The sequence below is a fragment of the Roseibium sp. genome (assembly GCF_965276855.1).
In the GTDB taxonomy this organism is placed as follows: Bacteria; Pseudomonadota; Alphaproteobacteria; order Rhizobiales; family Stappiaceae; genus Roseibium.
In genome coordinates, this window is the sequence record NZ_OZ255700.1 from 1,841,028 (window position 1) to 1,857,245 (window position 16,218).

At 55.0% G+C, this 16,218-nt stretch carries 14 protein-coding genes; 4 read left to right on the forward strand and 10 right to left on the reverse strand.

The features are described 5' to 3' along the window. Positions 1-40: 40 nt before the first annotated feature. Positions 41-1,504, forward strand: coding sequence for a betaine-aldehyde dehydrogenase (betB, locus tag ACQY4Z_RS08405; protein WP_428528342.1), 1,464 nt, complete (start codon positions 41-43; stop codon positions 1,502-1,504). Positions 1,505-1,655: 151 nt separating this feature from the next. After that, entirely contained in the window at positions 1,656-2,963 is a 1,308-nt protein-coding gene (locus tag ACQY4Z_RS08410) for an adenylate/guanylate cyclase domain-containing protein (RefSeq protein WP_428528344.1), read from the forward strand. A 2-nt stretch (positions 2,964-2,965) separates the two neighbouring features. Here the strand turns inward: ACQY4Z_RS08410 and hemP are convergent, their stop codons facing one another. The 4 genes from hemP to ACQY4Z_RS08430 form a co-directional block, all read right to left on the reverse strand. Next, on the reverse strand, positions 2,966-3,187 hold the full coding sequence (gene hemP / locus ACQY4Z_RS08415; RefSeq protein ID WP_428528346.1) for a hemin uptake protein HemP: 222 nt from the start codon (positions 3,185-3,187) through the stop codon (positions 2,966-2,968). 347 nt (positions 3,188-3,534) lie between these two features. Further along, positions 3,535-3,999: an iron-responsive transcriptional regulator RirA gene (rirA, locus tag ACQY4Z_RS08420; protein ID WP_306148331.1), complete on the reverse strand. Its 465-nt coding sequence runs from the start codon at positions 3,997-3,999 to the stop codon at positions 3,535-3,537. A gap of 136 nt (positions 4,000-4,135) precedes the next feature. Beyond that, on the reverse strand, positions 4,136-5,173 hold the full coding sequence (locus ACQY4Z_RS08425) for a LacI family DNA-binding transcriptional regulator (protein WP_428528349.1): 1,038 nt from the start codon (positions 5,171-5,173) through the stop codon (positions 4,136-4,138). A 97-nt stretch (positions 5,174-5,270) separates the two neighbouring features. After that, a complete protein-coding gene (locus ACQY4Z_RS08430) occupies positions 5,271-6,449 on the reverse strand; it encodes an NAD(P)/FAD-dependent oxidoreductase (protein ID WP_428528351.1) in 1,179 nt (392 codons plus the stop codon). 176 nt (positions 6,450-6,625) lie between these two features. Here ACQY4Z_RS08430 and ACQY4Z_RS08435 point away from each other — a divergent pair, with 176 nt between their 5' ends. Continuing rightward, entirely contained in the window at positions 6,626-7,264 is a 639-nt protein-coding gene (locus ACQY4Z_RS08435) for a non-canonical purine NTP pyrophosphatase (RefSeq protein ID WP_428528353.1), read from the forward strand. 70 nt (positions 7,265-7,334) lie between these two features. On the opposite strand, the gene ACQY4Z_RS08440 is transcribed toward ACQY4Z_RS08435, so the two are convergent. The 5 genes from ACQY4Z_RS08440 to ACQY4Z_RS08460 all read right to left on the reverse strand — a co-directional run bounded on the left by ACQY4Z_RS08440 (position 7,335) and on the right by ACQY4Z_RS08460 (position 11,961). Beyond that, a complete protein-coding gene (locus tag ACQY4Z_RS08440; protein ID WP_428528355.1) occupies positions 7,335-8,540 on the reverse strand; it encodes an ABC transporter substrate-binding protein in 1,206 nt (401 codons plus the stop codon). 91 nt (positions 8,541-8,631) lie between these two features. Further along, positions 8,632-9,594, reverse strand: coding sequence for a branched-chain amino acid ABC transporter permease (locus tag ACQY4Z_RS08445; RefSeq protein ID WP_209172554.1), 963 nt, complete (start codon positions 9,592-9,594; stop codon positions 8,632-8,634). A gap of 14 nt (positions 9,595-9,608) precedes the next feature. After that, positions 9,609-10,481, reverse strand: a complete 873-nt coding sequence (locus tag ACQY4Z_RS08450; protein WP_133948610.1) for a branched-chain amino acid ABC transporter permease — start codon at positions 10,479-10,481, stop codon at positions 9,609-9,611. 5 nt (positions 10,482-10,486) lie between these two features. Continuing rightward, positions 10,487-11,194, reverse strand: coding sequence for an ABC transporter ATP-binding protein (locus ACQY4Z_RS08455; RefSeq protein WP_209172553.1), 708 nt, complete (start codon positions 11,192-11,194; stop codon positions 10,487-10,489). Continuing rightward, complete coding sequence (locus ACQY4Z_RS08460) at positions 11,191-11,961, reverse strand: ABC transporter ATP-binding protein (protein ID WP_209179273.1); 771 nt, start codon at positions 11,959-11,961, stop codon at positions 11,191-11,193. Before ACQY4Z_RS08460 ends, ACQY4Z_RS08455 begins: the two co-directional genes overlap by 4 nt. Before the next feature lie 725 nt (positions 11,962-12,686). Here ACQY4Z_RS08460 and ACQY4Z_RS08465 point away from each other — a divergent pair. Further along, complete coding sequence (locus tag ACQY4Z_RS08465; protein ID WP_428528359.1) at positions 12,687-14,780, forward strand: putative bifunctional diguanylate cyclase/phosphodiesterase; 2,094 nt, start codon at positions 12,687-12,689, stop codon at positions 14,778-14,780. Here the strand turns inward: ACQY4Z_RS08465 and kynU are convergent. Continuing rightward, positions 14,773-15,993: a kynureninase gene (gene kynU, locus ACQY4Z_RS08470; protein ID WP_428528361.1), complete on the reverse strand. Its 1,221-nt coding sequence runs from the start codon at positions 15,991-15,993 to the stop codon at positions 14,773-14,775. The two genes, ACQY4Z_RS08465 and kynU, sit on opposite strands and share 8 nt — an antisense overlap. Between the last annotated feature and the right edge of the window lie 225 nt (positions 15,994-16,218).

Sequence of the window (16,218 nt, forward strand, 5' to 3'; positions counted from 1 at the left end):
TACAAACCGGACCCAAGACACGACAAGCAGGAGCCACTTCATGCGCGCCCAACCGAAAGCGTCCCACTACATCGGCGGAGCCTACACGGAAAGCCAGAGCGGAACGCCGTTTGATTCCCTGTACCCGGCAACAGGCGAGGTCATCGCAAAGATCCATCCTGCAGACGATGCCATCATCGCAGCAGCCATTTCCTCCGCCAAGGAAGGCCAGAAGGTCTGGGCCGCAACGCCTCCAGCTGAACGTGGCCGCGTGCTGCGCAAGGCCGCCGAGATCCTTCGGGAAAAAAACCATGAGCTTTCGGTTCTGGAGACGCTGGACACCGGCAAACCGCTTCAGGAAACTCTGATCGCGGACGCGGCCTCAGGTGCGGACTGTCTTGAGTACTATGGCGGGCTAGCTGCAACACTGACCGGTGAACATATCGACCTCGGCGGTTCCTTTGCTTACACGAAGCGCGAATCGCTTGGCATTTGCTTCGGGATCGGCGCGTGGAACTACCCGATCCAGATCGCGTGCTGGAAAGCTGCCCCCGCACTCGTCTGCGGCAACGCGATGATCTTCAAACCATCCGAAGTCACACCGCTCAGCGCTCTTAAGCTCGCGGAAGCGTTGACGGAAGCCGGTCTTCCGGCCGGCGTTTTCAACGTCATTCAGGGTTTTGGCGATGTTGGTGCCAAGATGGTGGCCCATCCGGACATTGCAAAGGTCTCGCTGACCGGCTCCGTTCCGACAGGTGCAAAGGTGGCAGCTCTCGCCGGTGAGCACCTGAAAAAGACAACGCTCGAGCTCGGTGGCAAGTCACCGCTGATCATCTTTGATGACGCGGATATCGAAAACGCGATTTCAGCTGCGATCAACGCGAATTTCTATTCAACCGGCCAGATCTGCTCCAACGGTACGCGCGTTTTTGTGCATACCGCCATCAAGGAACAATTCCTGAAACGTCTTGCCGAGCGAACCGGCGATGCAGTCCTCGGTGATCCGCTGGATGAAGCGACCAGCATTGGCCCGCTCGTCTCAAAGGTACAGCTGGACAAAGTGCTGTCCTACATGCAGATCGGTCAGGATGAAGGGGCCCGTCTTGTCTGCGGCGGCGGCGCAGCCGACATCGAAAGTTTCCCGGACGGCTATTTCGTCCAGCCGACCGTCTTTGCCGACGTCAAAGACAACATGCGGATCGCACAGGAAGAAATCTTCGGACCGGTGCTCAGCGTTCTTGATTTTGACGATGAAGACGATGTCATTGCCCGCGCCAACGATACCGAATTCGGTCTGGCCGCAGCGGTTTTCACAAAAGACATCCAACGCGCGCATCGGGTAATTGATCAACTGCAGGCGGGCACATGCTGGATCAATACCTACAATCTGACACCGATCGAAATGCCGTTTGGCGGCTACAAGAAATCCGGTATGGGCCGTGAAAACGGGCATGCAGCGATCGAGTATTACAGCCAGATCAAAAGCGTTTATGTTGAAATGGGCGGTGTTGAGGCCGCTTTCTAATCAGTCCTCCCCCTGTCCAATAAGTGTGCTCCCCGTTCTCAATGAACGGGGAGTTTTTGTTTCAACCGCCAGCAGGCGCATCTGTTGCCAATTGAATTTCCAGCAAAACCGTCCAGATAATAGACACCGCCTTTGAACCAACCGGATATTCATGACCCGTCACGCCCTCGATCCCTCTCCTAGAACGTATGCTGCGAGTGTACAGCTTTTGGCCCGCTCCAGCCGGGGGGCAACCTGCGCACCGTCTGACCAAACGCTCGAAGATGTCAAAAGCTGGCTTTTGAATGACGCGACCAGCATCAAAGACGTGATGTTGATGTACGAGGAGTTCATGTGGCGTTGCCATGCAGCCAATCTCGGCATTGACCGGGCCACTCTCCACGTTGGCACCCTGCACCCGCGTGTGATCGGATTTTCCTGGTTCTGGAGTGCCCTTGATGGGTTTTGCGATGAAATCGCTGCAGATGCCAATGCCATCCAGCATGAGGCCTTTACGCGCAATCCGCTGTACAAGGTAATGGCCGAGGGGGAATTCGTAAAAGTGGATCTTGAGACCGATGAGGGTCTCAACGCTTTTCCAATCATGACGGAATTGGCTGAACAGGGCTACACGAATTACGTCGCCATACCCCTCAGCGCTGCCGGGGCCATGAACAACGCCATGACCCTCGCGACCACGCGCAAGGGCGGTTTTCAAGATGGCGATAAAGAGCGGATCCGGTCCGTCATCGAACTGTTCGCGCTGCATGTTGAACGGCATATTGTTCAGCGCATCGCCCGGAACGTCGCCGATACCTATCTTGGGCCGATTGCCGGTCAAAGAGTCCTGGACGGAGAGATCAAACGCGGTGATGGCGAGGCCATTGATGCTGTTGTCTTCATGAGCGACATGCGCGGTTTCACCCAACTCGCCGATAGGATGAGCGGACCTGAAGTGACCGCCATTCTCAATGCCTATTTTGACCGGGTATCAACCTCCGTACTGGCGCACGGGGGAGAAATTCTAAAGTTCATGGGAGACGGCGTTCTCGCGGTTTTCGATCAAAAGGCCCTGGGCCGGGAAGCGGCGGCAGACGCTGCGGTCAAGGCGGCCCGGGCAGTCCTGTCAGCAATTGATGATTTCAACGAAACGCCTCCGGAAGGCCTCCCCGATCCAGCCGTATGGCATCCGCTCAAGATCGGGATTGGCCTTCACATGGGTGAGGTGTTTTTCGGAAATGTTGGCGGCGAGGAGCGGCTCGACTTTACCGTTATTGGCCGCGCCGTAAATGAAACAAGCCGTGTAGAATCACTTTGCAAACCGCTTGGAAAAACGCTTCTCCTGACCGACCCAGTCCGGTCGGCCTTGCCGACCGGGTTACAATCTGCCCTTGATCCAATGGGAGATCATGAGTTACGCGGCGTCGGCAGCCCCGTCGCGATCTACTCAGCCCCGACACACGATATGGCGGTGAACTAAGATCATTTCGTCAGTATCAGTTTGCCCTGTTTCGTAATGGTCAACCGATAGGTGTCGTCATTGTGGAGAATGTTTATCTCCCGGGTGCCACTAAACAGGTCATCGGATTTGAGCTGAGGTTTTCCCTTCGATACCGGAACCTTCGTATATGCCGGCCGGGCGCCTGGCATGGAAAGGGACAAACGTTGTTTGCGGCTGTTTGTCGAAGGCGTCATGGCTATCATCCATCTCTTGGTGAGTGATCAGTTGCGCTGTTTTTCGCCAAAATCAGCGCTGTCTTGAAATGATTCTTATAAGCTGAGTTTTTAACTCCACTTTATACTTGACACTCATACTCAAGTTTTCCTATGAAGGCAATGCCTGATCGGAAAGGAACTGGAAATCGCGTCCTCTGGTTCTTCGAAGACAGGTCCCCTGTCTCGACAGGGTGCCAAATGCCGGCAAGCCAACCGCCCTCTCCTCTCCCTCAGCGGTCAGCCAGCTAGGCTTTGTTCAAAAGGGAAACCGACAGAACAGACAAATAAAGCCGCCCTTTGGGCGGCTTTATTTGTTTGAAGCAGGTCGAAAACGATCAGGCGTTCGCTGCGACCGGACGTTCAGTAGCTTCGATGTTCAGAAGCGTCCGCATGCCAAACCGGTCTTCAGAGAGATCCGCAATGGACTTTGCATCGAGCACTTCCATAAAGGCCTCGAGCGCCTCATGCAGCAGTCCATTGAAGCCGCAAGACATAATCAAAGGACAGTCTTTTCGGCCCGAATCGAAGCATTCGGCAAGGAGAAAACTCTCTTCTGCCGCCCGAACAACCTCGCCAACGGAGATATCTTCCGCAGGGCGGGCCAGCATAACGCCGCCATTCCGGCCACGAATGGTCCGGATCAAATTGGCATCGACCAGCACCTTCATGATCTTGAACAGGTGTGTCTCGGACATTTCAAAGCTGGCTGCAATATCTGCAACCCGGCTCGGCTTGTCCGGATTTACCGCGCAATACATAAGTGCGCGGACGGCATAGTTTGTCTGTTGTGTCAAACGCATGGATTAGATATGCGGCTGCGGACTGAAAAGGTCAATCCTAAATTTGGAGTGTAATGGCCAAGTTTTGCGGTTTCTATGGCAAATTTCCCGCAATCACGGACATCTCAAGTACTCGACCTCTTAGTCGTGCAGCCAGTTAAACGTCTTCCGGCAGATTTTCCTTGAGAAAAACATCAATACCAATGCGCTCCTGATCTTCGATGATCGGCACCCCATCGCAAAGTGCCTTGAGCACCCGGATCGCACTTCTGATTTCGTGACCGGGATCCTGAGCAATGACAGCATCCATTATTCCATCCCGGAGCGCCTGGCGGGTGTAAGGCGTGAGTTCATGGCCGACAAAGACAATATCGTCCGCACGGCCGTTGTCCCGGATTGCTGCAATCACGCCCCTGTTGCCTGCGCCGATGTTGTAGACCGCAGAAAGGTCCGGATGTTCGGAGAGCAGCTTGCCCACCACATCTTCGTTTCTCCGATTGTCGTCCCGGCCTTCGCGCACCTTCAAGAGCTCCAGATGCGGATACTCAGTGTCAATCACTTCGCGACAGCCTGTGTATCGGTCAGCGTGGTCCCTCAGTCCAAGAGAGCCGGCAATCAACGCGATCTTTCCAGGCTCCTTCGGCAAAAACCGCCCCATCAACCGGCCAGCCGTCCGGCCAGCAGCAACATTGTTGATGCCGACGAAGTGCTGCCGGGCGGAGGCCGGATGATCGGACACCAGTGTCACGACAGGGACGCCGCGGTCCTGCAAACGATCAATAGCCGCGCGCACCTCCGGAAACGCGGGCGCGACCACGGCGACACCATCACAAACGGATTTGTCGAGAACGGCGAGTGTTCCGGTCACCCTGTGACCATCGAAGGCATCAATCGGCTCAACATGCACCTGCATGCGCGCGCCACTCATGGACTGTGCATGCGCCCTGGCTTCCCGGGTCAGGTCTTCCATGAAGGCATTCGGTCCGTTCGGGATCAGAAAATGCAGCCGGTAGGCGCTTTTCTTGGCGAGGCCCGCTGCAAAGACATCCGGCTGATAGTTCAGCCTCTCAACAGCCTGGCGAACCTTTTCAATTGTCGCCTTGCGCACACCGGGCCGCGTGTTCAAAACCCGATCGACCGTCGCCAGGCTGACGCCTGCTGCTTCAGCCACATCATGGATCGTCACACGCTTCAAAAGCCCCTCCCTTTCAGGCGACTATAGCAAGAAATGAGGCACGGTCATCAAAAAATGGTGCAATGCGAAATATTGCGCCGGTCAAGTACTTTGAGATCTAGACGAATTGACCGGCCGCGTGCCCGGACGACCAGGCCCACTGAAAGTTAAAGCCACCGAGATGCCCGGTCACATCAACCACTTCGCCAATGAAATAAAGCCCGGGAACCTTCGCGCTTTCCATGGTTTTGGAAGAGAGTTCTTTTGTGTTCACACCGCCCAGCGTCACCTCGGCTGTGCGGTAGCCTTCCGTGCCGACAGGTGTCAGCTGCCAGCGGTTGAGCTGCTCTGAACAGCGGCGCAAAACCTTGTCCGACAAATCCGCCAAACGGCCCTTCAGCTGAAACGCCTGCGACAGTTCGTCGACCAGACGGGATGGCAACAACTGGGTCAACCCGGTTTTGAGATCCTGTTTCGGTGTCGCTGATCGTGCTGATCGCAGTATGTCAAACACATCCGTCCCGGGGAGAAGGTTCAGAGAGATCGGTCTGCCTTCTTCCCAGTAGGATGAAATCTGCAAGATGGACGGACCGGACAAACCACGATGGGTAAACAGCAGCCCTTCGCGGAACGTGGTCTTTTTGAAACTGACTTCCGCATCAACTGAGACGCCTGACAGACGAGCGCACAAATCCTTGTTTGCGTCAGAAAATGTCAGCGGCACCAGCGCTGCGCGCGGCGCAATGACATCATGACTGAATTGCCGGGCGAGATCATATCCAAATCCGGTCGCGCCCATCTTCGGGATCGACGGCCCTCCTGTTGCAACAACAAGAGACTTGGTCCGCATCGGCCCTTTCGACGTTGCAACGGAAAAGCGGTCATCCGGTTTGCTCACGGCCGAGATCGAGGTTTCCAGCTGCAAAACACCGCCAGCTGCCTCCAACTCGGACAAAAGCATCTGGATGATGTCTTTGGCGGAGTTGTCGCAAAAGAGCTGGCCAAGCGTTTTTTCGTGCCAGGATATCCGATGTCTTTCGACAAGACCCACAAAATCCTGCTGGGTGTAGCGTTTCAGGGCCGAGACGCAGAACCTCGGATTTTGGGAAAGGAAATTGGCCGGTGAGCAATGCAGGTTGGTGAAGTTACAGCGGCCGCCCCCGGAAATCCGGATTTTATCTGCTGGCCGCTTGGCATGGTCCAAGACCAGAACCTGACGGCCCCGCTTGGCCGCTTCAATCGCACACATCAATCCGGCGGCACCGCCACCGAGCACAAGAACATCCAGATCACGCATAGCAGCGGTTATACAGGGAATTACCGGCGCGAACAGAGACTTTGAGTATGAATGATTGCGCTTCGGTTGCTTCGCCTCAACGCGTCACATGTCATTTGTGTTGTTCTGGCATGTAAGGTTCAAATGCAGGGATCATTTTCGCGCAGCCTCCATAGTCCTTTAAGGCCGTTCCTCTCATGCATTATGGTTTTCCAAAGTCTCTCGATGTTTCTGGTCCGCTGGTGCTCGCCTCTCACAACCTCAATAAAATCGCAGCAATGAATGAGGCCTTGGCAGGCTGCCCGGTTGAACTTCTGTCGGCGAGACAACTCAACCTGCAAAGTCCCGATGAAACCGGTGACACGGTTCTAGAAAACGCCTTGATCAAAGCTCGTTCGGTGGCTCGGCAAAGCGGACATACAGCAATCAGTGATGACAGCGGCTTTTTCATCTCCGCGCTGGACGATCTCCCCGGAGCAGCGGCAGTGGACTGGGCCGGACCGGATGGCGATCACACCCCGGCGCTGAAGCGCATCGGGGATATGTTGTCAGAACGAGGCCTAACAACCAGCGCTGCTCGGTATGTAACCGTCATTGCAGCTGCTTTGCCAAACGGAACGGCGATTGCCGAGGAGGGAGCGACAGAAGGTCATTTGGTTTGGCCTCCCCGCGGCAAAACAGACGGCTACCTTTCTGTTTTCGCACTTACTCCAGGCGCAAAAACGATCGCAGAGTTGAGGGCGGGACAGGATACTGGCGCAACGCATGACCTACCCGCCTACGCCCACCGGCGTCCGACAATTGATCGCTTGGTGCGCCGGTTGCATTTCAGCTAACTCGCACAAACAAAACCGGCGGCCCTTTCGGACCGCCGGCTTACAAAACTCACTTCTCAAAAGAAGAAGCTTAGTTCATTTCGGACACAACTTCGAAACCGTCAGCGCCAACTTCAAAGAGAGCAAAGGTGCCCGGAACGTCGCCTTTTGCGTCGAAGTTATGGTCGCCAGCAGCGCCTTTGTAGTCGATCGCGGTACCAGCAGCGATCAGCTCTTTTGCTTTCTGCCACTCACCTGGACGGATCGCTTCGCCTTCACCGTTGGAGACTTCTCTCAGAGCAGCACCAACGCCTTCTTTTTTGCCACCGGTTTTTTCCAATGCCAGTGCCAGCAAGAAAGCTGCATCATAGGAAGTGTTTGCAAAGATCGCGTCCGGATCACCACCAACGCCTTTGAAGGCTTCGTTGAAGATGTCCAGAGAGTCAGACTTTTCACCAACCGGAGAAGAAGAGACAAAGTTTGCGAGGTTCTCTGCACCCAGCTCATTGATGACTGCGTCGGACTTCATGCCGTCGCCGCCAACGAACTTTTCAAAGAAACCATTTTCCAGAGCCTGACGCAGGATGGTGAGGCCAGTGCCGTCACCGTAGTCAAAGATGACCAGTGTGTCGGCGCCGCCTTTGGCAAGCTCAGCCAGGTTTGAGCGGTAAGACGCTTTGCCTTCTTCGTGCGCTGCGAACTGTGTGATCTCACCGCCGAGCGCATCCACATACTCGGTCTTGAATGCGTTTGCGAGACCAGTGCCGTAGTCGTTGTTGAGGTAAGCAACCGCAACCTTGCCATAGCCCATGTCTTTCAGAGTGCGTGCCAGTGCACGGCCCTGATAGTCATCAGACGGAACGGTCCGGAAAACCGAGTCGTTGTCTTCCAGGTTTGTGATTTCCGGGGACGTACCGGACGGTGTGACCAAGGTTACGCCAGCCGGAATGGTGACAGAACCGGCTGCTGCCAGAACGGCGCCGGAGCAATGCGGACCAACGATACCGGCAACGCCTTCAATGTTGACAGCTTTGGTCGCAGCGTCCGTGCCGCCTTGCGGGTTACACGCGCTATCACCGACAACACCGACGAGCTTTTCGCCATCGCCGATACCGCCTTGCTCGTTGACCTGCTGAACAGCCAGTTGCGCTGCGTCGATCATGGCCGGAGCCATCGCTGCGATCGGGCCGGAGACACCGCCGATCAGGCCGATCTTCACATCAGCTTTCGCCGGAACGGTGGCCAGTGCTGTTGCCGTCATCAGGCCAGCAGCAAGCGTCAGAAGCTTGATTTTCATGAAAGTACCTCCTCATTATCCGGTCTTTGCCGGGTCTTTTGAAAGTCTTGGGTAGCACAACTCGTTAGGGTTGCGCCACCCTGGCGCGGGCCTAGTGGTCCGCACCGCCTTTTGCACTCCGCTGGTCGCCCCTGAGCGGCTCTGGAAGCAGCCCCTCCGGCCGGAACCGCAGTACCAGCTGCAGCATCAAACCAATGAGGAACAAGCGGATATATTTTGCCTGGATCGCATATTCATGCGGCAGGCGATCTGTTGCGATCTCGGACACCGACCAGATGATCCAGACCACCGCTGCGCCCAGGATGGCGCCGCGGTTGTTGCCGGACCCGCCCAGGATCAACATGATCCAAACCAGGAAGGTTGCGACCATCGGATCAATGGCCTCAGGTGTGATAGAGCGGTTGAAGTGCGCAAAAAGAGCTCCACCCAACCCCATAAGAGCGGCGCCGAAGATGAAGGCTTCCAGACGGCGGAATTCCACATCCTTGCCCATTGCTTTAGCGGCATCTTCATTGTCCCGGATCGCGCGCATCATCCGGCCCCATGGCGCGTTGAACTGACGCTCGACCAGCACATACGCGGCAATCAAGACTGCCAGAACGATGATGAGATAAGCGACCTGAGATTCCATGTAACCAATGTCACTCATCGGCCGCGGGATCCCTGGAATGCCGCGCGCGCCGTTGGTCAGCGCCGGTTCCGACTTGATTACCAGACGGATGATTTCAGCAATCCCGATTGAGGCAATCGCGAGATAATCAGAACGGAAGCGCAGACAGATTTTGCCAATCGGCCAAGCCACAAGAGCGGCGGCGATCATGGCTCCGATCCAACCGATGACAAAGTGAAGATCGAACCCGCCGATCCGGCCGTCTACGGCTTCAGTAGTCAGGATCGCCGAGGTGTAGGCCCCAACGGCAAAGAAGCCCGCAATACCGGCATTGAACAGACCGGCAAAGCCCCACTGGATGTTCAAGCCGAGTGCCAAAAGCGCATAGATGGCAATGAAAATCGCCATGAAGAGAGCGTAATTTACAAGACCCAGAAATTCCATCTTGTGCCCTCCCCTTAAAGAACCTTGCCCTTGAGCAACCCGGTCGGGCGCACAAGCAGCATGAACAACAAGATCGCAAAGGCCATCGCAGCCTTATACTCACTCGGGATGACAAGTACGGACAGCTCTTCGGCAATGCCGACGATCAGGCCACCAAGAACAGCCCCTTCAACCCGTCCGACACCGCCAAGAATGGCCGCTGCGAACATCGGCAGAAGCATGTGCCAACCCATCATGGACTTCAGCTCAGTGTTCAGTCCGAGGAAGAAGCCAGAGGCCGCGCACAAACCGCCAGCAATCACCCATGTCAGGATAATGACCTTGCGGTTGTCGATCCCTGACAGCAGCGCAAGGTTCGGGTTGTCAGACATGGCCCGCATGGCCTTGCCCCATTTGGATTGGGTCAGGAACACATGGAGGACGCCAACCAACGCCAGCATTGCGATCACCGTGTAGATCTCCCGATCCCGGATCCGCAGACCAAAGTAGTTTTCCGGCCGGACAATGCCGCGCGAATAGGTTTCCGTATCAACACCCCAGACGACCTGGACAACCGCCCGGATCATCAGCGCAATGCCGAGCGATGCCATCACCGTGACGATCTTTGGGCGCTCTCTCAGATGGTCGTAAAACACCTTGTCGATGCCAACGGCCACGGCGGCAGTTGCGATGATCGCGACAGGCAATGCTGCGAGCGGCGACACGCCAAGCGTGGTGACCACTGCCAAAGCTATGAAAGCACCAAGTGTTGCCAAATCGCCGTGCGCCAGGTGCGCATAGCGCAGGATCGCGAAGATCAACGTGATGCCGACCGCGCCAAGCGCATAGATCGATCCGAGCACGATGCCTGGAATGACGTAAAAGTTTAGAAGTTCAAACAAATCCATACCGCTCAGCCCCCCAGGAACATCTCGGCGACCTCTCGGTCAGCCAGCAAGTCGGCCCCTGAGCCTTCATGACGGTTTTTGCCAGCTGCCAGCACATAGCCGCGATCGGCAAACGCCAGCGCTTGTTTTGCATGCTGCTCCACGAGCAGAATGGCAACACCCGTGTCCCGGACGTCGCGACAGATCTGAAAGATCTGCTCCATGTATTTCGGAGAGAGACCTGCGGTCGGCTCATCCAACAGCAGGAGCTTCGGATCCAGCATCAATGCCCGGCCCATCGCAACCATTTGACGCTGCCCGCCGGACAAGCTGCCTGCCATCGTCTTGCGGCGTTCCTTCAGATCAGGAAACAACGCGTAAACTCGATCGTAGGCAGCCGACAGATCGCCTTTTTTCAAGAACCCGCCCATTTCCAGGTTTTCATGGATCGACATCTCACGGAAGATATTGTCCACCTGAGGCACATAGCAGATCCCGCGCTGAACAATGCGGTTAGGCGCCCATCCGGTGATGTCATCACCATCGAACATCATTTTACCGCCGCGGATGTTGAGCAGGCCGAACACCGATTTCATCGCCGTCGATTTGCCGGCGCCATTCGGGCCAACAATGACGACGATTTCATCCGCCATCACATGCATCGAGACGTCTTCAAGGATGTTGGCATCACCGTAACCGCCAGTGATGGCTTCCATTGAGAGGAGAGCTGTCATGCGGCGTCTCCTGTCGTCTCACCAAGATAGGCTTCCAGAACCTGCGGGTTAGACCGCACTGTCTGGAAGTCACCTTCGATCAGCACTTTGCCCTCTGCCATGCAGACCACGGGATCGCAAAGCTTTTCAATCATTTCCATATCATGTTCGATCAGGATGAACGTGTAACCGCGCTCCTTGTTCAAAAGCTCGATCTTGCTTTCCAGTTTGCGCAGCAAGGTCCGGTTCACACCAGCTGCAGGCTCATCCAGCAAAACCAGCTTTGCGTCGGTCATCATTGTCCGACCAAGCTCAAGAAGCTTCTTCTGGCCACCCGACAGGTTTCCTGCCCGCTCGTGCGCGATATGAGAAAGCTCGAGGAACTCGAGTGTTTCGTAGGCACGTTTCTCAACGAGAGCCTCTGTCGACTTCACCTTGCCCCAGGACAACCAGTTCGAAAACAAGCTTTCTCCCGGCTGCGACGGCGGGACCATCATCAGGTTTTCAAGCGCTGTAAGTTTGTGAAACTCGTGCGGTATCTGGAACGTGCGGACCAGCCCCTTGTGAAACAGTTCATGGCTGGCCAGTGGCGTCACATCTTCGCCCAGGAAACGGATCGTGCCGCTTGTAGGCTGCAGCGCACCTGCGATGAGATTGAACAGGGTGGTCTTGCCTGCACCGTTTGGGCCAATTAGACCGGTGATACTGCCTTCTTCCACCCGAAACGAGCAGCCGTTCACCGCCCGAAACCCACTAAAATCCATTACGAGCTGATCTAGCTCCAGCATCAAAGCTCCTCGCCGCCCCCCAAGCGGTCTTTCTTATTTTCCTTTGGCCGCTTCGATTGTCGCGCAAGATCCACGAAAGGATCCCCCGCCATATTTCCTTGGCGCGGCCCCAATCCTTCTAGCTTCATTGACAGATCAATCAACTCATAAAAACCGCCCCATGCACCAGAAAAGGCAAGTTTTTCCGATTATCGAGGCGTTTTGGTACACATGATCCGAATTCAAAACCCACCTGAAAGACCTGTTAGCGGGAACAAAACCAACAGGCGTCTTCCAAAAACAAGGATGGACAACAATTCATCTGCCGAGTTCCAAGATGAAAAAAACCTCTGGTCCATCGGGATGGCGATTTCGCCTTACGTCTCCCTTTTAAAATACGCGTTTTGCGAGAACCATTAACTGCTAAATGAAAAAACATTGTTTCGCTTAGTGCTCGAAAAAATGAAGGCAAACACGCCGGATTGTGTCCAATTCAACTAGTGCAGACACAACACCAATCATGTACAGTGTTTTTATCGATTTAACATCATGCAGTTAGGAGAATTTTCACCACTCTTACCTAATCTAAAATACGTCCATTAAGAACAGCCGCTTAGCATGAAGCTTTCGTATGCCTCGCAGCAAAGATAGTAAAACTTACTTATATCGCATTCTAAACTTTAGATTGCGACTGACTGGACTGTCGAATTGGACGAAGTTTGCAATGCGTATGCATGGCGTGGAGAATGACCCTGTCCGATCAACTTAAACTCCGAGAGATTGTGCGGCACTCCACAGATGACGCTGACTTTCCTGGCGCAACAATCACCGATTCCAGATTCGATACCCGTCTGATTAACAGCATCTACGACCAGCTGGAAACGGGTGTTTGGATTTTTGATTTCGACGAAAAGAGAATTATTTGGGCGAACAAAAAAGCCCTCGAAATCACGGGCGCGTCACGCCTCGAAGAGCTGCGGGCCAGAGACATGGCGTCAGACATGTCTCATTCCGTGGATCAACGCCTGAAACAATACCGTCAGGATTTCACCCAGAAAGATGTAAGTGTTTCCGAGATCTGGACACTCTATCCCAAAGGCAAGGCCCGGGTTCTTCAGGTCACGTTAAGCGGGATAGTTCTGAACGACGGGCGTATTGCGATGCTGTGCGAAGCTCGCGACCATCACGAACAGCAGCCAGAAACACTTCGAAGTGCCGAAGCACTGATGCACACCACCGTGATGATCTCCCTCTTCACGAAAGACGGCTCTCCACTTTACCGGAACACGGCGGCGCGGGCTGCTTGCGTGGATCTTGAGACGAACTTCTATCAGCAATTTCAAAATCCGGCAGACATCCTGCACCTTAAAGAGCGGTTGGATAAAGAACGAAATGCACGCCTCGTCGCGCTTGTGCGCACCAGCCAGGGCGACCGATGGCATGAACTGACCGTACGTCCTTGCAGCGACGCGGTTACCAGCCAGCCAGCTTACCTGGTCAGCGAGATCGACGTTACCGAACTTCATGAAACAAAGGAGCGGGCCCAGTATCTGGCGAGTCACGATGCCTTGACCGGACTATCAAACCGCACCTTTCTGACAGACCGGTTATCCAAGGTCCTTGCCGATGCTGCGACAAAGGGCTTGACCGCGACCTTGTATTTGGTCGATCTGGATGATTTTAAAGCCATCAACGATACGATGGGTCATGCTGCCGGTGACGCCTTGCTTCAGCTTGTCGGCAACCGGCTGAAAGAAATCGCAGGCCCACAGGACATTGTTGCGCGCTTGGGCGGCGACGAGTTCCTCATTTGTCACCTTGAAGATCCAGAGGCTGAAGGCCCGGGCTGGTTCGGCAAATCCCTGCTCGGCAGTTTCAGCTACCAGCAGATGATCGACGGCCATCCGCGCACTGTAAGCCTTAGCATCGGGTATTCCCACTACCCGGAGGATGGCCGTTCTATCGACAATCTCATCCGGAATGCCGATTTGGCCCTTTATCAAGCCAAACAGGATTCAAAGGAAAAGTGCGTCCGCTTCCACGACACTATGCGTCTCAGGCGGGATGAAAATCTCGCATTGAAAAAAGACATGGAAAGAGCGATCGAGGAGGACGAATTCGCTCTTTATTTCCAACCCATTGCATTGACATCATCCAGCGAGACCGTCTCCGCCGAGGCGTTAATCCGCTGGCTGCATCCGGAAAAAGGCCTGATTCCGCCCGACCAGTTTATTCCGCTTGCCGAAGACACCGGTTTGATCAATCGGATCGGGGCGTGGGTCTGTCGGAGCGTTGCGCAGGCGCAAGTTCGGTTTCAGCAACGTGGCTTTGACATTTCGATCTCGATGAATGTCTCCCCGTGGCAACTTTCCGACCCGGAGTTCACCGCACTCATGATGGATTTGCCCGACATTTATGGGTGCGATCCAACGAAGATCGTTCTGGAAATCACAGAAAATGTTGTCCTCGGCGAAATTCCGGATGCCCTGACCGCCTTGAATGAACTCAAGATCATCGGTTACAGCATCGTCATTGACGATTTCGGCACCGGCTATTCAAACCTCGCCTATCTCTATAACTATCCGATCGACGGTATCAAAATCGACCGGATGTTCATTAATGACATCTCCAACGGCGGGGCGATCGTGAAACTGATCCTCTCGCTTGCAGACGCGCTCGGCGCCACTGTCGTTGCTGAAGGGGTCGAAACCGTCGAGCAAAGGGAGTGGCTGACTGAGAACGGCTGCGACCGGTTCCAGGGTTATCTCTATTCAAAACCGGTCCCGGAGGACCGGTTCTTGGGCTTCCTGGAAAGTCAGGCACACATACCGACTAAGTGACTTTTGCCCGGCTTTTGTATTCCGGGCGGTCCCAGCTTCTCGTCTCAAGGATGTCCGCAAGGATCACAACGGCGTCGACCACGTCCTGATGAGACAGGTAAAGCGGAGTGAAACCGAAACGCATCACATCCGGTGCCCGGAAATCGCCAATCACGCCACGCGCAATCAACGCCTGCATGGCAGCATACCCTTCTTCAAACCGGAACGAGACCTGACTGCCGCGGGTTTCCGGGTCGCGCGGGCTCGCCATTGTCAGCTGCGGACATTTCTCCTCTACCTCCTTGATAAACAACTCGCTCAAGGAGATGGACTTCTTCCGGATGTCAGCCATGTCGACATCTTCAAAGACGTCCAAAGCGGCATAAAGGCTGGACAGCGACAGGATCGCCGGTGTTCCAACCGTCATACGGTTCACACCATGAACAGCGCGATAATCGAGATCGAAAGCAAACGGCGCCTCGTGCCCCATCCAACCCGTGACCGGAGATGTCACTTTATCCTGGTGAATTTCAGCCACATAAAGAAATGCTGGCGCTCCAGGTCCTCCATTCAAGTATTTGTACCCGCACCCAATGGCGAAGTCGGCTTTTGCCCCTTGCAGATCGACCGGGATCGCACCTGCTGAATGTGCCAGGTCCCAGATCGCGAGCGCACCCGCTTGGTGGGCCTTTTCAGTTAAAGCCGCCATATCATGCAAACGGCCCGTGCGGTAATCGACCTGTGTCAGCATAACAACCGCAACGTCTTCGGTTATAGCCGCTTCCACCTCTTCGGGCGCGACAACCTTCAACTCGTGCCCCTTGTCGAGTAACTCGGCCAATCCTGACGCCACATAGAGATCTGTTGGAAAGTTCCCGTTGTCGGACAGGATCACCTTCCGGTCCGGCCGGAGGGAGAGAGCCGCTGCGAGCACCTTGAACACATTTACAGAAGTGCTGTCGCACGCCACAACAGAGCCTTCAGGCGCTCCGATTAGACGGCCAATTCGATTTCCGACCCGCAGTGGCAGGTCGAACCAGCTGTGTTCGTTCCAGGACTTGATGAGGCTTGTTCCCCATTCCTGCTCGACAACTTCGGCAAGCCGGGCCGGGACATTTTTCGGCAGGACACCAAGCGAATTCCCATCCAGGTAGATCACGCCTTCCGGTATCTTGAATGCATCCTTCTTCGTGCGAAGGACGTCATTTTTGTCAGAAGGGTGCTGGGATTGCATATGGATCTCTTATACCAGTTAGTGTGATTTATTGGGAGCCGCACGCTATCAAAGGGCAACCAACGGAACAACTGTTTCCCCAAGCCGATGTTCACAGGAAAATCAGTCGTTTCGAAAATGTCGCAATCAACACAGAATTGCTCGTTATACTGCCATTTTGGGTGGTGAGACCTGATAGTTTGCGGCTCATCTGTCACACAACCGGTTCCCGGCAAAGGTAAGAGC